Annotated in this window: 21 protein-coding genes; 5 read left to right on the plus strand and 16 right to left on the minus strand. The window is 68.4% G+C overall.

Annotated elements, in window-relative coordinates:
* Positions 1–7: 7 nt before the first annotated feature.
* Both A5789_RS13045 and A5789_RS13050 read right to left on the minus strand, forming a co-directional pair.
* Positions 8–805: an isoprenyl transferase gene (locus tag A5789_RS13045; protein WP_051755092.1), complete on the minus strand. Its 798-nt coding sequence runs from the start codon at positions 803–805 to the stop codon at positions 8–10.
* A gap of 42 nt (positions 806–847) precedes the next feature.
* Positions 848–1666 carry an SAM-dependent methyltransferase gene (locus A5789_RS13050; RefSeq protein WP_064902711.1) on the minus strand — a complete coding sequence of 273 codons (819 nt, stop codon included), beginning with the start codon at positions 1664–1666 and terminating at the stop codon, positions 848–850.
* 156 nt (positions 1667–1822) lie between these two features.
* Between A5789_RS13050 and A5789_RS13055 the strand changes: the two genes are divergently transcribed.
* Positions 1823–2698 carry an LLM class F420-dependent oxidoreductase gene (locus A5789_RS13055; RefSeq protein WP_064902710.1) on the plus strand — a complete coding sequence of 292 codons (876 nt, stop codon included), beginning with the start codon at positions 1823–1825 and terminating at the stop codon, positions 2696–2698.
* 9 nt (positions 2699–2707) lie between these two features.
* Here the strand turns inward: A5789_RS13055 and recO are convergent, their stop codons facing one another.
* The 8 genes from recO to A5789_RS13095 form a co-directional block, all read right to left on the minus strand.
* Positions 2708–3481: a DNA repair protein RecO gene (gene recO, locus A5789_RS13060; protein WP_063014617.1), complete on the minus strand. Its 774-nt coding sequence runs from the start codon at positions 3479–3481 to the stop codon at positions 2708–2710.
* Positions 3482–3576: 95 nt separating this feature from the next.
* Positions 3577–3990, minus strand: a complete 414-nt coding sequence (locus tag A5789_RS13065; protein ID WP_146098627.1) for a hypothetical protein — start codon at positions 3988–3990, stop codon at positions 3577–3579.
* Positions 3991–4222: 232 nt separating this feature from the next.
* Positions 4223–5143 carry a GTPase Era gene (era, locus tag A5789_RS13070; RefSeq protein ID WP_064902709.1) on the minus strand — a complete coding sequence of 307 codons (921 nt, stop codon included), beginning with the start codon at positions 5141–5143 and terminating at the stop codon, positions 4223–4225.
* Positions 5140–5520, minus strand: a complete 381-nt coding sequence (locus A5789_RS13075; protein WP_063014714.1) for a hypothetical protein — start codon at positions 5518–5520, stop codon at positions 5140–5142. Before A5789_RS13075 ends, era begins: the two co-directional genes overlap by 4 nt.
* Positions 5507–6865, minus strand: a complete 1359-nt coding sequence (locus A5789_RS13080) for a hemolysin family protein (RefSeq protein ID WP_064902708.1) — start codon at positions 6863–6865, stop codon at positions 5507–5509. Before A5789_RS13080 ends, A5789_RS13075 begins: the two co-directional genes overlap by 14 nt.
* A 145-nt stretch (positions 6866–7010) precedes the next feature.
* The gene (ybeY, locus tag A5789_RS13085) at positions 7011–7565 is read right to left on the minus strand and encodes an rRNA maturation RNase YbeY (protein WP_030512859.1); all 555 of its coding nucleotides are present in this window, start codon (positions 7563–7565) and stop codon (positions 7011–7013) included.
* Positions 7566–7631: 66 nt separating this feature from the next.
* Positions 7632–8708 (minus strand): PhoH family protein, encoded by a 1077-nt coding sequence (locus A5789_RS13090; RefSeq protein ID WP_063014712.1) that lies wholly within the window; start codon positions 8706–8708, stop codon positions 7632–7634.
* Positions 8709–8904: 196 nt separating this feature from the next.
* The gene (locus tag A5789_RS13095) at positions 8905–9801 is read right to left on the minus strand and encodes a LysR family transcriptional regulator (RefSeq protein ID WP_064902707.1); all 897 of its coding nucleotides are present in this window, start codon (positions 9799–9801) and stop codon (positions 8905–8907) included.
* Positions 9802–9902: 101 nt separating this feature from the next.
* On the opposite strand from A5789_RS13095, the gene A5789_RS13100 reads away from it, so the two are divergent.
* Complete coding sequence (locus A5789_RS13100; RefSeq protein WP_064902706.1) at positions 9903–11174, plus strand: MFS transporter; 1272 nt, start codon at positions 9903–9905, stop codon at positions 11172–11174.
* Positions 11175–11220: 46 nt separating this feature from the next.
* Here the strand turns inward: A5789_RS13100 and A5789_RS13105 are convergent, their stop codons facing one another.
* The 6 genes from A5789_RS13105 to A5789_RS13130 form a co-directional block, all read right to left on the minus strand.
* The gene (locus A5789_RS13105) at positions 11221–11961 is read right to left on the minus strand and encodes a 16S rRNA (uracil(1498)-N(3))-methyltransferase (RefSeq protein ID WP_064902705.1); all 741 of its coding nucleotides are present in this window, start codon (positions 11959–11961) and stop codon (positions 11221–11223) included.
* A gap of 7 nt (positions 11962–11968) precedes the next feature.
* Positions 11969–13117: a molecular chaperone DnaJ gene (dnaJ, locus tag A5789_RS13110; protein ID WP_063014603.1), complete on the minus strand. Its 1149-nt coding sequence runs from the start codon at positions 13115–13117 to the stop codon at positions 11969–11971.
* A gap of 131 nt (positions 13118–13248) precedes the next feature.
* Positions 13249–14280 carry a heat-inducible transcriptional repressor HrcA gene (gene hrcA / locus A5789_RS13115; RefSeq protein ID WP_063014601.1) on the minus strand — a complete coding sequence of 344 codons (1032 nt, stop codon included), beginning with the start codon at positions 14278–14280 and terminating at the stop codon, positions 13249–13251.
* Between the two features lie 234 nt (positions 14281–14514).
* The gene (locus tag A5789_RS13120; protein ID WP_030512852.1) at positions 14515–14724 is read right to left on the minus strand and encodes a hypothetical protein; all 210 of its coding nucleotides are present in this window, start codon (positions 14722–14724) and stop codon (positions 14515–14517) included.
* A 114-nt stretch (positions 14725–14838) separates the two neighbouring features.
* Positions 14839–16041: a radical SAM family heme chaperone HemW gene (gene hemW, locus A5789_RS13125; RefSeq protein WP_082940682.1), complete on the minus strand. Its 1203-nt coding sequence runs from the start codon at positions 16039–16041 to the stop codon at positions 14839–14841.
* 45 nt (positions 16042–16086) lie between these two features.
* Positions 16087–16893: a helix-turn-helix domain-containing protein gene (locus tag A5789_RS13130; protein WP_082940683.1), complete on the minus strand. Its 807-nt coding sequence runs from the start codon at positions 16891–16893 to the stop codon at positions 16087–16089.
* A 110-nt stretch (positions 16894–17003) separates the two neighbouring features.
* On the opposite strand from A5789_RS13130, the gene A5789_RS37320 reads away from it, so the two are divergent.
* From A5789_RS37320 to A5789_RS13140, 3 genes are all read left to right on the plus strand, one after another.
* Positions 17004–17213 carry a hypothetical protein gene (locus A5789_RS37320; protein WP_064902704.1) on the plus strand — a complete coding sequence of 70 codons (210 nt, stop codon included), beginning with the start codon at positions 17004–17006 and terminating at the stop codon, positions 17211–17213.
* A gap of 173 nt (positions 17214–17386) precedes the next feature.
* Complete coding sequence (locus A5789_RS38540) at positions 17387–17479, plus strand: Ms4527A family Cys-rich leader peptide (RefSeq protein ID WP_368854180.1); 93 nt, start codon at positions 17387–17389, stop codon at positions 17477–17479.
* 133 nt (positions 17480–17612) lie between these two features.
* A complete protein-coding gene (locus A5789_RS13140; RefSeq protein WP_030512848.1) occupies positions 17613–19391 on the plus strand; it encodes a nitrite/sulfite reductase in 1779 nt (592 codons plus the stop codon).
* Position 19392: the final 1 nt, after the last annotated feature.

Here is a 19392-nt window from a genome sequence, read left to right on the forward strand (position 1 = left end):
TCGTTGCTCACTTCACGCCACCGAACCGGCGATCGCGCTTGGCGTACTCCACACAGGCCTCCCACAGGTCGCGGCGGTCGAAGTCGGGGAACAGGGTGTGCTGGAAGACGAATTCCGCATAGGCGGACTGCCAGATCAGAAAGTTCGAGCTGCGCAGCTCACCGGATGGCCGCAGGAACAGATCCACATCCGGCATATCCGGTTCGTCGAGATACTTCGCGAAGGTCGATTCGGTGATCTTCTCCGGATCCAGCTGTCCGGCCGCGACCTTCCGCGCGATTTCCCGTGCCGCGTCGGCGATTTCGGCGCGGCCGCCGTAGTTGACGCACATGGTCAGCGTCATCACGGTGTTGTCCTTGGTGAGCTCCTCGGCGATCTCCAACTCCTTGATCACGCTGCGCCACAGGCGCGGGCGGCGGCCCGCCCAGCGCACCCGCACCCCCATCTCGTGCATCTCGTCGCGGCGGCGCCGGATCACGTCGCGGTTGAAGCCCATCAGGAACTTGACCTCGTCCGGGCTGCGCCGCCAGTTCTCGGTCGAAAAGGCATAGGCGGAAAGCCATTTCACGCCGATCTCGATACACCCCTCGACGGTGTCCATCAGCACCGCCTCGCCGCGCTCGTGCCCGGCGGTGCGCGGCAGCCCGCGATCCTGCGCCCACCGGCCGTTGCCGTCCATCACCAGCGCCACATGCCTGGGCACGAACTCCGGCGGCAGCGCGGGCGGAGTGGCGCCCGACGGGTGCGGTGACGGCGGACGAATCGTGCGGGTGGTCTGGGAGCGGTTACCGATCACGCCACCTATCCTGCATCACCGCGCATCGCACGTGACCGGGGCCGTGGGAAATCAGCGCTTGACGCCGACCGCGGCCCAGATGCCGAACGCCTCGTCGGCCCACGCGAGCCGCTCCTCCGGGATGTAGAAGTCCGGATTCGGCTGCCAGCGGTGCATCGGAACCACGCCGGGCTCGACGATCTCCAGTCCGTCGAAGAAGCGGGTGACCTCGGCCTTGTTGCGCAGGGCGACCTTCATTCCGGCCTGGGCGTAGACCGCCGCCACCTTCGCGAGCCGTTCCGGATTCACATCGCTGGAGGCGTGGGTGATGCTGAGGTACGACCCGGGCGCGAACGCGTCCATATAGGTGCGCACGATGTCGTAGGCGCCCTCCTCGTCGGTGACGAAATGCATGATCGCGGCGAGGTTGAGCGCCACCGGCCGGGACAGATCGATCACCGCGCGGAACGCCTCGGAGCCGAGGATCACGTCCGGATCGCGCACATCGGAGGGAATGTATTCGGTACGCCCCTCCTCCGAGCCGATCATCAGCGCGCGGGCATGCGCCAGCACCAGGGGGTCGTGATCGACGTACACCACGCGACAGTGCGGGTCGACCGCCTGCACGGCGTTGTGCAGATTCGGTTCGGTCGGAATTCCGGTACCGATGTCGAGGAATTGCCGCACGCCGTTGCGCGCCGCGAAACGCGCTGCCCGATAGACGAATTCGCGATTGGCGCGCGCCGCCTGCGCGGTCTCGGGAAATAGCTCCATCACCTTCGACGCGGCCTCGCGATCGGCCGGATAGTTGTCCTTGCCGCCGAGGTAGTAGTCGTACATCCGCGCCGAATGCGCCTTCTCCGTATCGAACTCGACCAGTTCGTGAGACATCGAAGCTTTCTCCGTAAGGTTGGGTGGGACCTTCGAGTGAAGTTACCTCGTCCGAGCCGCACGTAGGGCCCGCATTCCGGGAAACCTCTTGACCTGGAGTGCGCTCCAGGGCATAGCGTTCTCTTCGGGAAGTCAGTCACTGACGAGGAGAACTCCATGGAGCTCGGGTTTCACATTCCTATCTTCGATATCGACGGCGGCACCCCCGCGATCGCGGGTGAGCTGGCGCGAGTGGGGCAGGCCGCGGAGGCGGCGGGCGCCACCTGGTTGTCGTTCATGGATCACTACTTCCAGATCGAGCCGACCGGCCTACCGGCCGAGGCGAACATGCTGGAGGGATACACCACGCTGGGATACCTTGCGGCACATACCAGCTCGATCGACCTCGGGCTGCTGGTCACCGGCGTGACCTATCGGCATCCGGGTCTGCTCGCCAAGATCGTCACCACCCTCGACGTGCTGTCGGGCGGCCGGGCCACGCTGGGTATCGGCGCCGCCTGGTTCGAGCGGGAGCATCGCGGGCTCGGCGTCGAGTTCCCGCCGCTGGCCGAACGGTTCGAGCGGCTGGAGGAGACGCTGCGGATCTGCGCGCAGATGTGGGATCCGGACAACAACGGGCCGTTCGAGGGCAAGTACTACCAGCTGGCCGAGACGCTGTGCTCACCGCAGCCGATCCATCGCCCGAACGTGCTGATCGGTGGCGGCGGCGAGAAGAAGACGCTGCGATTGGTCGCACAGTACGGCGACGCCTGCAATCTGTTCGGCACGTCGCCGGAGGATGTCGCCCACAAGCTGGACGTGCTGCGCCGCCACTGCGACGATGTCGGCCGCGATTTCGACACCATCCGCACCACGATCATGGCCAACAATCCGCGCCCGAATCCGGACGTTCGCAACGAATTCGTCCGCAGCATGGCCGATTACGCGAAATTGGGCATCGACGCCGTGCTGATCACCCCGACCACGAGCTCGCCCGCGGCATGGATCGAGGGCATGGCGCCGGCGGTCCCGCAGCTGGCCGACCTCGGGTAGGCGGCCGGGTTATCCCACCCGTGAGGCCGGCGGCTCCGCCGCCTCGTGCGGACGAGAGCGCTCGATCAACGGCAAGGTCCGCAGCTGCCGTTCCAGATGCCACTGCAAATGGGCGGCGGTGAGCCCGCTGGCCTGGCGGCGGACGGACTCGGCGACCGCGTCGAGTCCGGTCCAGTCCCCGCGATTGAGCGCACTCATCAATTCCAGGACTCCGACCGAGGGCGTGGCCGAGCCGGGCGGGCGGCAGTGGACGCAGACCGCTCCCCCGGCGGCCACATGGAAGGCGCGGTGCGGGCCGGGGGTCGCGCACCGGGCACATTCGTCGAGGGCGGGCGCCCAGCCCGCGAAACCCATGGCGCGCAACAGGAATGCGTCGAGGATCAGTTCGTGCGGGCGCCGGCCGGCGGCGATCGCGCGCAGGGCGCCGGCGGTCAGAGTGTGCAGGCGGGGGGCGGGGGCGCGCTCCTCGCCGGCGAGGCGTTCGGCGGTTTCCAGCACCGCGCAGGCGGTGGTGTAGCGACCGTAGTCGGCGACGATATCGGCGGCGAACGCCTCCACGGTATGCACCTGCGTCACGGTGTCGAGGTTGCGTCCGGGATACAGCTGCACGTCGATATAGGCGAACGGTTCCAGCCGGGCGCCGAACTTCGACCGGGTGCGGCGCACACCCTTCGCCACTGCCCGGACCAGCCCGTGCTGACGGGTGAGCAGCGTGACGATGCGATCGGCCTCACCCAGTTTGTGCTGGCGCAGCACAATCGCCTGGTCCCGATACAACAACACGCTGACAGTCTCCCACGCCGCTCCGACGTGCCCGCGCCCCCACGCCACTCGGCCGCCGATCGCGCGACGCTTTCCGACGTCACACCCGCGACGTCTCACACGCTGCGCGGCAGCCCCTCCGCGTACAGCTGCGCGATGCGCGGGGCGTGAATCGTGCGCAGCAGCAACGTGGTCCAGCCGGTGCGAATCGGATCGATCGCGCCCCGGTCGGCCTCGACGAGCATGCGTTCGGACCCCTGCAGTTCCATGGTGACGGCGGGATGGCCCAGCCAGACGTCGACCAACGCCTCCCGATTCCCCCAGATGACCAGGCGTTTTCTGCTCATCCCGATGGTTCCGCCGACGATATTCTCCCAACTGGAAGAACCGTAGTGCAGTGGTGTCCGATAATTGCGTCTGGCCAGCGATCCACTCACCGGGCCGAATACGACGATCCCTTCCGATTCCAGATCCGAACGCACTTGCGGCGGCAGCTCTTTCGAGCCGAACGCCCGGGACATCCACTTCACGCCAGGATCGTAGGCCCGTCTCACAATGTGCGTGCGCACACAGTTCGCGGGCTCCTGCGGAAATACCGGAAACGCACATCACAATTCGACTACGGCCGACCTGGGACTCCGATATGGACGGGTGAACAGCTTCGCGCCGGGTTTCGCGCGCGCCCCCGAGACGGAGATCACAGATGACGACGTCATCGATCGGAGCCGCACCGGTCGGACCGATCCCTCGTGGGAACGACGATCAGAATCCCAGCTTGCGCAGCTGTTTGGGGTCGCGCTGCCAGTCCTTGGCGACCTTCACGTGAAGATGCAGATAGATCCGGGTGCCCAGAATGTGCTCGATCTGCTTGCGCGCCGCGGTGCCGACCTCTTTGAGCCGGGCGCCGCGCTTGCCGATGATGATCGCCTTCTGACTCGGCCGCTCCACGTACAGCAGGGCATGCACGTCGAGCATGTCCTCGTGTTCCTCGCGCGGCATGATCTCCTCGATCACCACCGCCAGCGAATGCGGCAGTTCGTCGCGCACACCCTCCAGCGCCGCCTCGCGAATGAGTTCGGCCATCAGGGTTTCCTCGGGCTCGTCGGTCAGCTCCCCGTCGGGGTAGAACGCCGGGCCCTCCGGCATCTTGGAGGCGATCACATCGACGAGCAGTTCGACCTGCTCACCCTTGGCCGCCGACACCGGAACCACCTCGGCCTCGGGGCCCAGCAGTTGCGAGACCGCGAGCAGTTGCTCGGCGACCTGCGGCTTGTCCACCTTGTCGATCTTGGTGACCACGCCGAGCAGCGTCGTCTTCGGCGCCATCTGCTTGACCTGCTGGACGATCCAGCGGTCACCCGGGCCGATCTTCTCGTCGGCCGGAATGCACAGCGCGATCACATCGACCTCGGAGTAGGTATCGCGCACCAGATCGTTGAGGCGCTGCCCCAGCAGGGTGCGCGGGCGGTGCAGCCCGGGAGTGTCGACCAGGATCAGCTGGGCGTGGTCGCGGTGGACGATGCCGCGGATGGTGTGGCGGGTGGTCTGCGGCCGCGAGGACGTGATCGCGATCTTCTGGCCGACCACGGCGTTGGTGAGCGTGGATTTGCCGGTGTTGGGCCGGCCCACGAAACACACGAAGCCGGAACGGAATTCGCCCTCGCCGGGCTGCTGGACGCTCATCGCGCCGACTCGGTTCCGGCGGCGACGGTGCGGTAGCCGGCGCCCTTGCGATCGGTGACGATGACGACCGCCGACGCGCTCACCTCACGCACCGCGGCCACGCCTGGATCGGAATCCTGACCACCGACCAGCACCGCCGCCTCGAACCCCTCCGCACCGCTGGAGATCGCGGCCGCGACCGCCGCCTGCAGCGCGGACAGCGACAGCGCGTTCAGCTCCACCGTGCCCGCGGCGTAGGTGCGGCCGTCGGTATCGCGGATCGCCGCGCCCGCCACCCCGCCGGTGCGTCCCATCGCGCCGCGCGCCAGCACCAGCAGTTTGCCGTCCTCGGCGTTCAAATCGGCGGTGTTCACATCGGCGGTTTCACCCTCGGTCATCGCCATCTCCGTTCTCGTATCTCGACGTCTCTTCCCGCCCCTGACGGTCGCCGCGCACCGCATCCGCGAGCGCGCCCGACATTTCGTCCGGTTCCTCCGCGCGGCGCGCGACGACGGTGTGCACCCGCACCCGGCCGCGGGTATCGGCGCCGCCCTCCCCCTGCAGCAGCAGCCCGTGCACGACGACCTCCGATCCCGGCAGCGGCACCCGGCCCAGCGTGTGCGCCAGCAGGCCGCCGACGGTGTCGACGTCCTCCTCCTCGATCTCCAGGCCGAACAGCTCGCCCAGATCCTCGACCGGCAGCCGGGTGGAGACGCGGTAGACGCCCTCGCCCAACTCCTCCACCGGCGCGATCTCGTCGGTGTCGTATTCGTCGGCGATCTCACCGACGATCTCCTCGAGCACATCCTCGATGGTGACCAGCCCGGCGATTCCGCCGTATTCGTCGACCAGCAGCGCCATATGGTTACGGCGACGCTGCATCTCGTCGAGCAAGGCGTCGAGCGGTTTCGAATCGGGCACGAACACGGCCGGCCGCATCACCGCCCGCACCTGCACGCTGCGGCCCCGATCCGCATACGGCACAAGATCTTTCAGATAGACCACGCCGAGGATGTCGTCGACGTTCTCACCGATCACGGGAATGCGCGAGTGCCCGGACCGCACGGCCAGCGACATCGCCTGCGCCACCGCCTTGTCCGCCTCGATCCACACCATCTCGGTGCGCGGCACCATCACAGCGCGGGCCGCGGTGTCGCCGAGTTCGAACACCGACTGGATCATGCGGCGTTCCTCGGAGTCGACCACACCGCTCTGCTGCGCCATATCGACGATTTCACGCAGTTCCACTTCGGAAGCGAAGGGGCCGTTGCGAAATCCGCGACCGGGGGTGATGGCGTTACCGATCATGATCAGCAACCGGCTCACCGGTCCGAGCAGCGCCCCGATCGCCTGCAGCGGCAGCGCGGCCGCCAGCGAGATCGAATACGCGTGCTGGCGGCCCAGGGTGCGCGGGCCGACACCGATGACGACATAGTCGACCACGACCATGATCACCGCGGTCACAGCCAGCGCCCACCCCCAGCTGAGCACCTCGCTCAGCGCGGCGGCCAGCAGGACCGTCGCCGCGATCTCACAGGTCAGCCGCAGCAACACCATGAGGTTCACATAGCGCGGCCGGTCGATCGTGATCCGGGCCAGCCGGCGGGCGCCCGGACGGTCGGCGCGGACCAGATCGTCGACCCGCGCCGGCGAAACGGTCATCAACGCGGAATCGATCGCCGCGAAGACACCGCCGACCGGCACCAGCAGAATCGCCAGCAACAGTGGGATCAGCCAGTTCACGCTCTGCCCTCGGCCGCATGAGCTCGGGCCTGCATGGTGACGCTGCGCTGCCGCCTCCGGCCCCGACCGCTCATGCTGTGTTCAACCGCCGCATGAGCTCGGGCCTGCATGGTGACGCTGCGCTGCCGCCTCCGGCCCCGACCGCTCATGCGGGGTCCAAGGGGTCGCCCGGGGCTGTGAAACCGGTCTTCCCCAGCAGGCGGCGGTCGCGTTCGGCCAGTTCGGCGCGGCGGGCGGCCTCGCGCAGGCTTTCGTACCATTCGGCGAGCAGGCGGTTCTGCAGGCCGAACATCACCTTCTCCTCTTCCGGCTCGGCGTGGTCGTAGCCGAGCAGATGCAGCACCCCGTGGACGGTGAGCAGCGCCAGTTCGTGGTCGAGGGAATGGCCGGCCTTACCGGCCTGGGCGGCGGCGAATTCCGGGCAGAGCACGATGTCGCCGAGCATCGAGGGGCCCGGTTCGGCGCCGTCGGGACGGCCGCCGGGTTCGAGTTCGTCCATCGGGAACGACATCACGTCGGTGGGACCCGGCAGGTCCATCCACCGCATGTGCAGGTCGGCCATGGTGTCGAGATCGACGAGCACCATCGACAATTCGGCCGCCGGATGCACGTCCATCCGCTCGATCGCGAACCGCGCGACGCTGACCAGATCCGGTTCCGATACGTCGATGCCCGACTCGTTGGCGATCTCGATACTCACCCTGCCAGCCTAATGGGGGCCGCGCATGGCCTCACCACCACACCAGCGGCGAGCCGCTCCGATGGCTCAGCGGCGAGCCGCCTTGTCCGCCGCGCGGCGCTGGGCTCGGTTGCCGCCCGGGTAGTGCCGCGCCACCTGCGGCCGGGCGTCGGACTCGTAGCGGTCGTAGGCGTCGACGATGTCCGAGACCAGCCGGTGGCGTACCACGTCGCTGGAGGTGAGCTCCGCGAAATGGATGTCGTCGATATCGGTGAGGATGTCGCTGACCACCCGCAGCCCGGATCGGGTGCCGCCCGGCAGGTCGACCTGGGTGACGTCGCCGGTGACGACGATCTTCGAGCCGAAACCGAGCCGGGTCAGGAACATCTTCATCTGTTCCGGCGTGGTGTTCTGCGCCTCGTCCAGGATGATGAACGAGTCGTTGAGGCTGCGTCCGCGCATATACGCCAGCGGCGCGACCTCGATCACTCCGGACGCCATCAGCTTCGGAATCGCCTCGGGGTCCATCATGTCGTGCAGGGCGTCGTAGAGCGGACGCAGATACGGGTCGATCTTCTCGTTCAGCGTGCCCGGCAGAAAGCCCAGCCGCTCCCCTGCCTCCACCGCCGGACGGGTGAGGATGATGCGGGTGACCTGCTTGCTCTGCAGCGCCTGCACGGCCTTGGCGACCGCCAGATAGGTCTTACCGGTACCGGCCGGGCCGATGCCGAAGACGATCGTGTGCTCGTCGATGGCGTCGACATAGCGCTTCTGGTTCAGCGTCTTCGGGCGGATGGTCTTGCCGCGCCGGGCGATGATGTCCAGACTCAGCACCTCGGCCGGGGAATCGGAGGATCCCTCGGTCAGCATGGACACCGTATGCCGGACCGCTTCCGGGGTGACGACGCGATTGTGCGCGGTCAACGCCACAAGCTGCTCGACCACCCGCTCGGCCAGCGCCACGTCGGCGGCCTTACCGGTGAGGGTGACCGAATTCCCGCGCACGTGGATGTCGGCATCGAGCAGACCTTCGAGTTCACGCAGGTTCGCATCGGCGGAACCGAGGAATCCGAATACGGACTCCGGGGCCAGTTCGATGCTGGACCGCACCGTCCGGGCCGCTGGACCCGAACCGTTACCATTGCCGGGGGCGCCGGCTCCGATGCCGGTCGTGGGTGTTGTCGGGTCGCCGATATCGCCTGATGTTCGCAAAAGGGGCTATGGCCTGCTTTCCGGTCTCGAACGGATCCTCTCCTTTCCTCAAAGTCTATCGCGCGGCACCGACACCGCCCACTTATTTGATCTCCAGCCCCAGCTCAGAGGCCGCTCACCCGGAAGATGAGCGGTCGTCACCGTTCGTTCACCGCCCGCTCCCGCGCGACCATTCGACGGCGAACTCGCGAAAGGTGCGCACCGCATCGCCCGGCACCGCGTCCGCCGACCAAATCAATCCGACCGCGCGGGCGGCACCCGGATCCGACAGCGGAACCAGCACCGGCCCGGGCTGCGGCCCCCGCACCGCGGGCTCCTCCAACGGCAGCAGCGCCACTCCGAGTCCCGCCGCCACGAGACCCGACACGGTCACCAGATCACTGGACTCCAGCGCGATCCGTGGCCGGAAATCCGCTGCGGCACAGAGCTCGTCGAGAATTCTGCGCATCCCGTAGCCGGTGGGCATGGCGATGAATTCGGCCTCCGCGGCCTCCGCCAGCCGAATCTGCCGCCGGCCCGCCAGCCGATGATCGACCGGAACCCCGAGGGCGAGGCGCTGCCGGAACAGCGTGCGCCAGCCCAGCCCGGGCAGCGCCGGTTCGGGCGAGGTCAGACCGAGATCGGCCGTACCGTCGAGCACCTCGGCGGCCACCACGTTGGCAGGTCCCTGATCGAGCCGGAACGTGATCCGCCCCGACACGCGCCGGAAGCCGGCGATCAGCTCCGGCACGACCCGCCCGCCGAAGGAATGGACGAACGCCAGCCGCACCGACCCCCGGGCCGGATTCGCCAGATCCGCGAGCGCCCGGCTCGCGGCGTCCAGTTCGGCCTGGGCGCGGCGGGCGTGTTCGTAGAAGATGCGCCCGGATTCGTTGAGCATCAGCCGCTTACCGTGCCGATCGAACAACTGCGTGCCGAGTCGCTGTTCCAGCCGGGCGAGCATGCGCGACAGCGTGGGCTGGGCCAGATGCAGCCGATCGGCCGCCGCACCCACGCGTTCGAGTTCGGCGAGGGTCAGAAACCAGTGCAAATCGTCACTCGCCATCGGCAGGCTCCCCGCGCTCAGCTCAGCTAATGCCGCAATTGCATCAACTTACCGATCATTATGCATTTCCTTTTCCAGCCCTGTGGAGCCACGGTGGAGGCATGACCAGCGCGACCGTGACCACCGCTCTCGTCCGGACGGCCGAGGACGCGCGGCACGAGCGGCGGATCACCCTCGCGCTGTTCGCGGCCGGACTCACCACCTTCGGGTCGATGTACAGCGCGCAGGCGCTGCTGCCGAGCCTGTCGACGGCCTTCGGCGCCACGCCCGCGCACGCCGCACTGGCGGTATCGCTGACGACGGGTCTGCTGGCGGTGGCGATCGTGCCGGTGAGCGTGCTGTCGGGGCGGTACGGCCGCACCCGGGTGATGATCGCGTCCGCGGTGGCGACCAGCGTCATCGGTCTGCTGTTGCCCTTCAGCCCGAATCTGGACCTGATGCTGGCGGGGCGGGCCGTGCAGGGCATCGCCGTGGCCGGCGTGCCCGCGGTCGCGATGGCGTATCTCGCCGAGGAGATCGGTTCGGCCGGATTGGGCACCGCGATGGGCATCTACGTCTCGGGCACCACCATCGGCGGCCTGGCCGGCCGGCTGATTCCCGCCTTCACCTTGGAGGTGGCGTCCTGGCGTTGGGGCGCAGCGATTTTCGCGGTGGGCGCCGCGCTGTGCACGGTGTGGTTCGTGCGGATGCTGCCACCCTCCCGATACTTCGTCGCGCGGCCCCTCGGCGTCGGCGCGCTGCTCGGCGACCTCGCCACGCATCTGCGCAACCGCGCGCTGCTGCCGCTGTTCGGGTTGGCCTTCCTGCTGATGGGCGGATTCGTCTCGGTGTACAACTTTCTGGGCTACCGGCTCATCCAGTCGCCGTTCGGTTTGTCCGCGGCCACCGCGGGTGCGGTCTTCCTGATGTATCTGTCGGGCACGGTCTCGTCCACCGCGGCGGGCCGGTTCGCCGATCGGCTCGGCCGTTTCCCGGTGGTGGCGATCTCTCTCGCGACGATGAGTATCGGCCTGCTGCTGACCATTCCGGATCATCTGGCGATCCTGTTGCCGGGTCTGCTGTTGTTCACCGCGGGCTTCTTCGGCGCGCACGCCGTGGCCAGCGCGTGGGTCGGTGCCACGGCGACAGGCAATCGCGCGGCCGCGTCCTCGCTGTACCTGTTCGCCTATTACGTCGGCAGTTCGATCGTCGGCGCGTTGGCCGGGCTGGCCTACAGCTGGCACGGGTGGGCCGGATTGGCGCTGTACGTGGGAGTGCTGATCGTCGTGGCGGCGGGTCTGGTGGCTTGCCTCGGATTGCGGTTGCGAGCCGAGAGCTTCCGGTCCCGGCCCACCGCCGGCCCGTCCGAGATCGGAACTTCTGGCCCCGCCTGACGACCGCGCCGCACCGTCGGGCGCGGATGCCGGCCGGATCCGGGACCTACCAGCGCGGAGTCAAAGCCCCCAGCGCACCGAGCGCGACCGCCGCGGCGGTGGAGGTGCGCAACACCGTCGGCCCCAGGAGCGCGACGGTGGCGCCCGCCGCGGTGAGCGCACCCAATTCCGAGTCGTCCAGACCGCCTTCGGGGCCCACGATCAGCACGATCGGCGCGGTCTGCGGGAACGCCAGCTCGGCGAATCGCGCCGTCGCGGATTCGTGCAGCGCGATCGCTATGCCGTTGTCCGCGAGGGTTTTCCGGACCAGCTCGGCCACATCCGCGGTGCGATGCAGATCGGCGACCTCGGGGATGTAGGCCCGCCGCGACTGCCGGGCCGCCGTCCGGGCCGCCGCACGCCACTTGTCGACGCCCTTGCGCGCCTTGGCTTCCCAGTTCGCGACACACCGGGCGGCCTGCCACGGGACGATCGCGTCGGCGCCCGCCTCGGTCATCAATTCGACCGCGAGTTCGGAACGATCCGATTTGGGCAGTGCCTGCACGACCGTCACCGCCGGCGACACGGGCGGGGCGACCGCGCGGTCGAGCACCTTCAGATCCAGGCGATCCCGCCCGGTGGCCACGACCTCGGATTCGGCGAGCAGTCCCGCACCGTCGGAGAGCGTGATCGGCTCGCCGACCCGGATGCGGCGCACGGTCGCGGCGTGCCGGCCCTCGGGACCGTCGAGCACCGCGACCGCGCCGACCGGCGGTATCTCGTCGAGATAGAAAACCGTTGCGGCCACGGCGTTTTCAGCGACCGCTGAAGGAGGCCCGCAACCGTGCGAACAATCCGCTGTTGTGTTCGGATTGGGCCGAGAGCACCTCGGTGTGTTCGCCGTTGCGCATCGCCTGGTACTTGCGCAGCAGGTCGAACTGCTTGTTGTCCAGTTTGGTCGGGATCACGATGTCCAGGTGCGCGACCAGATCACCGCGCGCACTGGAACGCAGCTTGGGCATGCCGTGGGCGCGCAGCACCGACACCTCACCCGGCTGGGTGCCCGGCGGAATGGTCAGTTCGGTGGGCCCGTCCAGGATGGTGTCGATGACCACCGTGGTGCCGAGCGCGGCATCGACCATCGGTACCCGGATCGTGCAGTGCAGATCGTCGCCGTCGCGGACGAAGGTGTCGTGCGGCTGCTCCACGATCTCGACGTACAGATCACCGGCCGGTCCGCCGCCTGGGCCGATCTCGCCCTGTGCGGCCAGCCGCACCCGCATGCCGTTGGCCACACCCGCCGGAATCGGCGCGGCGATCTCGCGGCGGGCACGCACCCGGCCGTCGCCACCGCATTTGCGGCAGGGGTCGGGAATGGTCTCGCCCGTACCGCGACAGGTCGGGCACGGCCGGGACGTCATCACCTGTCCCAGGAAGGACCGCTGCACGGTCTGCACCTCACCCGCGCCGCCACAGGTTTCACAGCGCACCGGCTTGGAATTGCCGTTGGTGCCCGAGCCCTGACACAGATCACAGAGCACCGCGGTGTCGACGGTGAGGTGTTTGGTGACACCGACCGCGCATTCGGCCAGCGACAACCGGGTCCGCAGCAGCGAATCCGCGCCCGGCTGCACCCGGCCGCGCGGTTTGCGCGAACTGGTGGCGTTCATACCGCCGAAGAAGGCCTCGAACACATCGCCCAGACCACCGAAACCGGCGCCGGAGAAGCCGCCGCCCGCGCCCGCCGATTCCATCGGGTCGCCGCCCATATCGACGATGCGGCGCTTCTCGGGGTCGGTGAGAACCTCGTAAGCGGTGGATACCTCGCGGAACCGCTCCTGCGCGTCCGGATCCGGGTTGACGTCGGGGTGCAGTTCCCGGGCCAGCTTGCGGTAGGCGCGTTTGATCTCCTGGTCGGACGCGTTGCGCCCGACGCCGAGGATTCCGTAGTAGTCCCGTGCCACTTGAGTCTCTAGTCCTGTTCCGAATGGGTGTCGTCCAGCATCCCTGCTCACAGCCGATGCTGCCATGTTCACTGTGGCCGACCGGCGAACCAGGTTGCCGACCGGCGCGGATCCCGGTTACCGGGGCGGGCTCATCGTTCCGCGAGCACCTCACCGATATAACGGGCGACCGCGGCGACCGAGGCGATCGTGCCGGGGTAGTCCATCCGGGTCGGGCCGACCACTCCCATACCTCCCAGCACGGTACCCGGCATACCGTACCCGGTGGATACCACCGAGGTGCCGCGCATCTGCTCGACGCGGGTCTCCTCGCCGATCTGCACCGTCACCGTGCCGGGCTGCTGCGCGGCGGCCAGAAGTTTCAACACCACCACCTGCTCCTCGAGCGCCTCGAGCACGGCACGCAGCGAACCCGGGAAACCGAAATCGCCGGCATTGCGGGTCAGGTTGGCCGTGCCGCCCAGCACCAGCCGCTCCTCCGGATGCTCCACCAGGGTTTCGACCAGAACGGTCGACACCCGGACCAGAACGTCGCGTAGCCGGGCGGGGGCGTTCTCCGGCAACGCCGCGACGGCGCTCGAGGCAGCGGACAGACGCTTACCGTCCATCGCCTTGCCGAGCATGCCGCGCAGTGCGGCGAGATCCTCCTCGTCGATCACCGCACCCAGATCGACGAGCCGCTGATCGACCCGCCCGGTATCGGTGATCACGACCAGCAGCAGCCGGGCCGGATTGAGCGCCACGACCTCCAGGTGACGCACGGTCGACGCCGAGACCGTCGGGTACTGCACCATCGCGACCTGCCGGGTCAGCTGCGCCAGCAGCCGCACCCCGCGTCGCAGGACGTCGTCGAGATCGACGCCGCTTTCCAGGAATTCCATGATCGCGCGGCGCTCGGCATTGGACAGCGGCTTGACCTCGGCGATGTTGTCCACGAACTGGCGATAGCCCTTGTCGGTCGGGATGCGACCGGAGCTCGTGTGCGGCTGAGTGATGTATCCCTCGGCCTCGAGGACCGCCATGTCATTGCGCACGGTTGCGCTGGAGACGCCCAGATTGTGCTTGTCCACCAGCGTTTTCGACCCGATCGGCTCCTTGGTCGCGATGTAGTCCGCGACGATCGCGCGCAGGACCTCCAGCCGCCGCTTCTCGGTGCTCGACATCGGCCCCACCTCCTCGTTCGCCTTCGGGGTCCACGCGGCCGCACACGGGCAGCATCGACCACGCGGATTCCCGGTTGATCCGACACCAGTTTAGTTCCTGTGCTCACGAGTTCCCGCGTGTGAGGTCGCACAGTGATGCCGGGCCGGCGCCGGGGACCCGGTCGCGCAGCGGAACGGAGGTGGAGCCACGGAAGGCGCGGGCGAAGATGTCCGTCTTGCGCCCGCGGCGCGAACTCAGTCCGATTCGGCGACGAGTTTGCCTGCCGCCGCATCCAATCCGAGCATCGTCAGCAGCGACTGGCAGTCGTCGACTCCGGTCGAATGACTGGCCACCGCCCGCGCGGCGAGCGCGCCGCGCCGTGCGGCCTCGGCCTTCTCTGCGGCACGCGTTTCGGCGAACTCGCTCTGCTCGTGGACAAGTGTGATGTGGCGTGCCTGTGACATGGATCTCCTCAAGTTGCCTCGAACCCTACGCTGTCCGGACTCCCGCCCGGGCCGCAGCGCCGAATTCGGGGCGAAATAGACCGATTCACCGGGCCGCTACCGACCGACAGCCGGTCAGCCCAGCAGATCGCGGACCACTCCGTCGGCGAGCAGACGCCCACGGTCGGTCAACACCAACCGATCACGGTCGACAACGGCCAGTCCGTCGGCGACCACACGCTCACATGCCGCGCGGCCGTCGGTATCCAATTCCTCGACCGGGAGTCCGGAGCGCAGGCGTACGCCGAGCATCACGCGCTCGGTGTACCGCTCCGCGTCGGTCAGCGCCTCCCAGCCCGCGGCGGGCAGTCCGGCGCGGGCCGCGACGCGCTCGGCGTAGCGGCCCGGATGCTTCACGTTCCACCAGCGCACGCCGCCGAGGTGGCTGTGCGCGCCGGGGCCGGCGCCGAGCCAGTCGCCGCCGTCCCAGTAGCCGAGGTTGTGCCGGCAGCGAGCGGAAGGCGTTGTGGCCCAGTTGGATACCTCGTACCAGCCGAATCCCGCGGCGGCAAGGCGGGCGTCGATGCGTTCGTAGCGGGCGGCGAGGGTGTCTTCGTCGGGGGCGGGGAGTTCGCCGCGGCGGACCTTGCGGGCCATGGCGGTGCCGTCCTCGACGATCAGGGAGTAGGCGGAGACGTGGTCGACGCCGGCGGAGAGGACCGCGTCGAGGCTGGCGTCGAGGTCGGCGTCGGATTCACCGGGCGTGCCGTAGATGAGGTCGAGGTTGACGTGGTCGAAACCGGCTACCCGGGCCTCGCGGGCGGCCGCTACGGCACGTCCGGGGGTGTGGGTGCGGTCGAGAATGCGCAGAACGTGGCTCGCGGCCGATTGCATGCCGAGGGAGACGCGGGTGTAGCCGGCGGTTCGGATGCGCTCGAAGAACTGCGGGGAGGTGGACTCCGGATTCGATTCCGTGGTCACCTCCGCATCGGCGGCGAGGGAGAACTCGGCACGGATGGCGTCGAGGACATCGGCCAGGCCGTCGCCGCCCAGCAGCGACGGGGTGCCGCCGCCGACGAAGACCGTCGACACCGGCGGTTGCGCGCTCGGCAGTTCCGCGAAAGCCGCTGCCGCGGTGGCCAATTCGCCACGCAGGGCATCGAGCCACGACTCCGGCGAGGCGGAGGAACCCAGCTCGCCCGCCGTATACGTGTTGAAATCGCAGTAGCCGCAGCGCGTCGCGCAGAACGGGACGTGCACGTAGATCCCGAACGGCCCGCCGCCGAAATCGCGCAGCGTCGGCGCGGCGGTGGTGTGTTCGGGAGCGGGTGCGGTCACCCCACCAGTGTGCCCGGTGCGGCGCAGTGACCGGCGGCACACCGGCTAGTCGATCGCTTCCGGCGCCGGTAGCCCGCGAGTTCGGTGCGAACGGGCGTATTTTCCGGGAGTGGTGCCGACGATGTCGGCGAACGCCGCGATGAAGCCGCTCGGATTCGCCCACCCGCAGGCGTGCGCGACATATGTCGCGTCGTGCCCCTCGGCGAGCAGGACGAGCGCGTGCGAGATGCGCAGTTGGGTGCGCCACTCGTAGAAGGTCATGCCGAGCTCGTCGTGGAACAGCCGGCTCAGCGTTCGCGCTCCCGCGCCGACCCTGCGCCCGAGTTCGGCCAGCGCGGTGTTGTCGCCGGGGTCGTCGTACAGAATCCGCGCGAGGGCTCGCAATCGGTCGTCGCGGGGTTGGGGCAGTTGCAGCGGCTGCTCGTGCGCTTCCCGCAGTTCGTCGACGAGCACCCGATGCAGCCGGGCGCGCGCACCACGGTCGTGGTCGCGGGGCCCGGTGAGAGTGAGGAACACCTCGCGGGCCAGATCGGTGGCCCTGAATACCGCGGGGCGGTCCGGTAGCAGCCGGGCCGGTGCCACCGGGAGAAAGACGATCCGCATGTCGGTTCGCCCGTGGGCGCGGTGCTGGTGCGTGAATCCGGCTGGGGTCCAGCCGATTCGGCTGGCCGGCACGATCGACGTCCCGCGTTCGGTGTGCACCGAGAGCACCCCGCGGGCGGCGTACACCAGATGCCCGCGCGCATGCGCGTGGACCGAACTCGACGCTCCCGGCGCCCACTGGTGAACGCCCCCGGACGGCCACAGCCGCGACGTAGAAGCCGTCGCGGCAGGTTGGCGGCGAACGGGCATGAATCGGCATTCTATCGGTGGTCGGCCGCCCCGGTCGCCCACGACAGTGAACGCATGAGTGAGACGACGATGCGTGCGGCGCGCTGGCGGCCTCGGGCGTCCTGTCCGGGGTGCGGCAGCGCGCGGCGCGGCTGCTGATTCGGGGCGGGACCTCGTCGGTGGGCATGGCGGCGATCGCCATCGCGGCAGCCGAGGGTATCGAGACCGCGGCCACGACCCGGCAGCCCGCGAAGGTGGACGCGCTCATCGCCGCCGTGGTCGCGGCCCACCGCCGGATGCAGAACGACGAGGCGACCGGAAAGCTCGTCATCGTGCCCTAGCCGACCCGTCGGCGTCCCGTGGGAAGGCCCCTGCGGCATCGCCATCGGCGAATCCGCTTGATCTATGACGCATCTCACAAATTAGGACGGCCGTCCAGGGAATTTCCCGCTTTTTTGCGGAGAATATGACCCACCGGTCGGAAAGACCCACCTGACATGGCACAATAACTTCCATGACCGGACTTGGAGTACGACTCGTGGCGCGCCGCCATGTCGACTTCAAGCGCGTCTGCAGCGCCAGTTGTCTGCCGGATCGCCTCCGGTAGCTCGGCCTCCCCTCTCCCCGGTTCCCGGCATCCGTCGCGATGCCCATCGGTCCGATTCGCTGAACTCCGAAGGCGCGAGCCAGCCCCTCCCGCCTGCCGCAAGGCCTGATCCATCTTCTTCAGGAGCGACCCTATGACGTCGAGTACCGACGCCGGTCCCAGCCCCGAGTCCGTTCGCGCGGATCGTGAACGCCTCGCCCGTGAGCGTCGTGCCCGGCCCCGCCCGGAGGCTTCCGGCCCGCGCGAACGCACCGGCAAGCCGGTCCGCCGCAAGTCCGAGGGCCAGTGGGCCCTCGGTTACCGGGAACCGCTGAACGCGAACGAGCAGAGCAAGAAGGACGACAATCCGCTCAACGTCCGTGCGCGCATCGAGAACATCTACGCCAAGGGCGGATTCGACTCGATCGACAAGAGCGATCTGCGCGGCCGCTTCCGCTGGTGGGGCCTCTACACCCAGCGTGAGCAGGGCTACGACGGCACCTGGACCGGTGACGAGAACATCGACCTGCTCGAGGCCAAGTACTTCATGATGCGCATCCGCTGCGATGGCGGCGCGCTCAACGTCGAGCAGGTGCGCACCCTCGGCCAGATCTCCACCGAGTTCGCCCGGGACACCGCCGATCTGTCCGACCGCGAGAATCTGCAGTACCACTGGATCGAGATCGAGAACGTCCCGGAGATCTGGCGGCGCATCGAGGCGGTCGGATTGCAGACCACCGAGGCCTGCGGCGACTGCCCGCGCGTGGTCCTCGGCTCCCCCCTGGCCGGTGAGTCGCTGGACGAGGTCGTCGACGGCAGCTGGGCGGTCGAGGAGATCACCCGGCGCTACATCGGCAAGAAGGAGTACTCGAACCTCCCCCGCAAGTTCAAGACGGCGATCTCCGGCCAGCAGGATGTGGTCCACGAGATCAACGACGTGGCGTTCGTCGGCGTCGAACATCCCGAGCACGGCCCCGGTTTCGACCTGTGGGTCGGCGGCGGCCTGTCCACCAACCCCATGCTCGCGCAGCGAGTCGGTGCGTGGGTGCCGCTGGAGGAGGTGCCGGATGTGTGGGAAGCCGTCGTCTCGCTGTTCCGTGACTACGGTTACCGCCGGCTGCGGACCAAGGCGCGGTTGAAGTTCCTCATCAAGGACTGGGGCATCGAGAAATTCAGAGAAGTTCTCGAGGAGAAGTACCTGCAGCGCAAGCTCATCGACGGCCCCGCGCCCGAGAAGCCGGCCCGGCCCATCGACCATGTGGGCGTGCAGCGGCTGCGCAACGGCCTCAACGCGATCGGCTTCTCCCCGATCGCCGGCCGTGTCTCGGGCACGATCCTGACCCAGGTCGCCGACGCCGTCGAACGGGTCGGCGCGGACCGGATCCGGTTCACTCCGTACCAGAAGGTCGTCGTACTCGACGTCCCCGACGACAAGGTCGAGGAACTGATCGCCGAACTGGAGCCGCTGGGCCTGCAGGCCCGGCCGTCGGCCTGGCGGCGAAACCTGCTGGCCTGCAGTGGTATCGAGTTCTGCAAACTCTCGTTCGTGGAGACGCGCAAGCGTTCGCAGGTCCTGGCGCCCGAACTCGACCAGCGCCTGGCCGATATCAACGCCCAGTTGGACGTGCCGGTCACGATCAACATCAACGGCTGCCCCAACTCCTGCGGCCGTTCGCAGATCGCCGATATCGGTTTCAAGGGCCAGCTCGTCGACGACGGCGACGGGAATCAGGTGGAGGGCTATCAGGTTCACCTCGGTGGCAGCCTCGGGCTCGACAGCGGCTTCGGCCGCAAGCTGCGCCAGCACAAGGTGACCAGCGAGGAGCTCGGCGACTACATCGAGCGTGTCGTCCGCAATTTCGTCAAGAACCGCAACGACGGTGAGCGGTTCGCGCAATGGGCTGTCCGCGCCGACGAGGCCGACCTTCGGTAAC

Source organism: Nocardia sp. 852002-51101_SCH5132738 (assembly GCF_001665695.1).
GTDB lineage: Bacteria > Actinomycetota > Actinomycetes > Mycobacteriales > Mycobacteriaceae > Nocardia > Nocardia nova.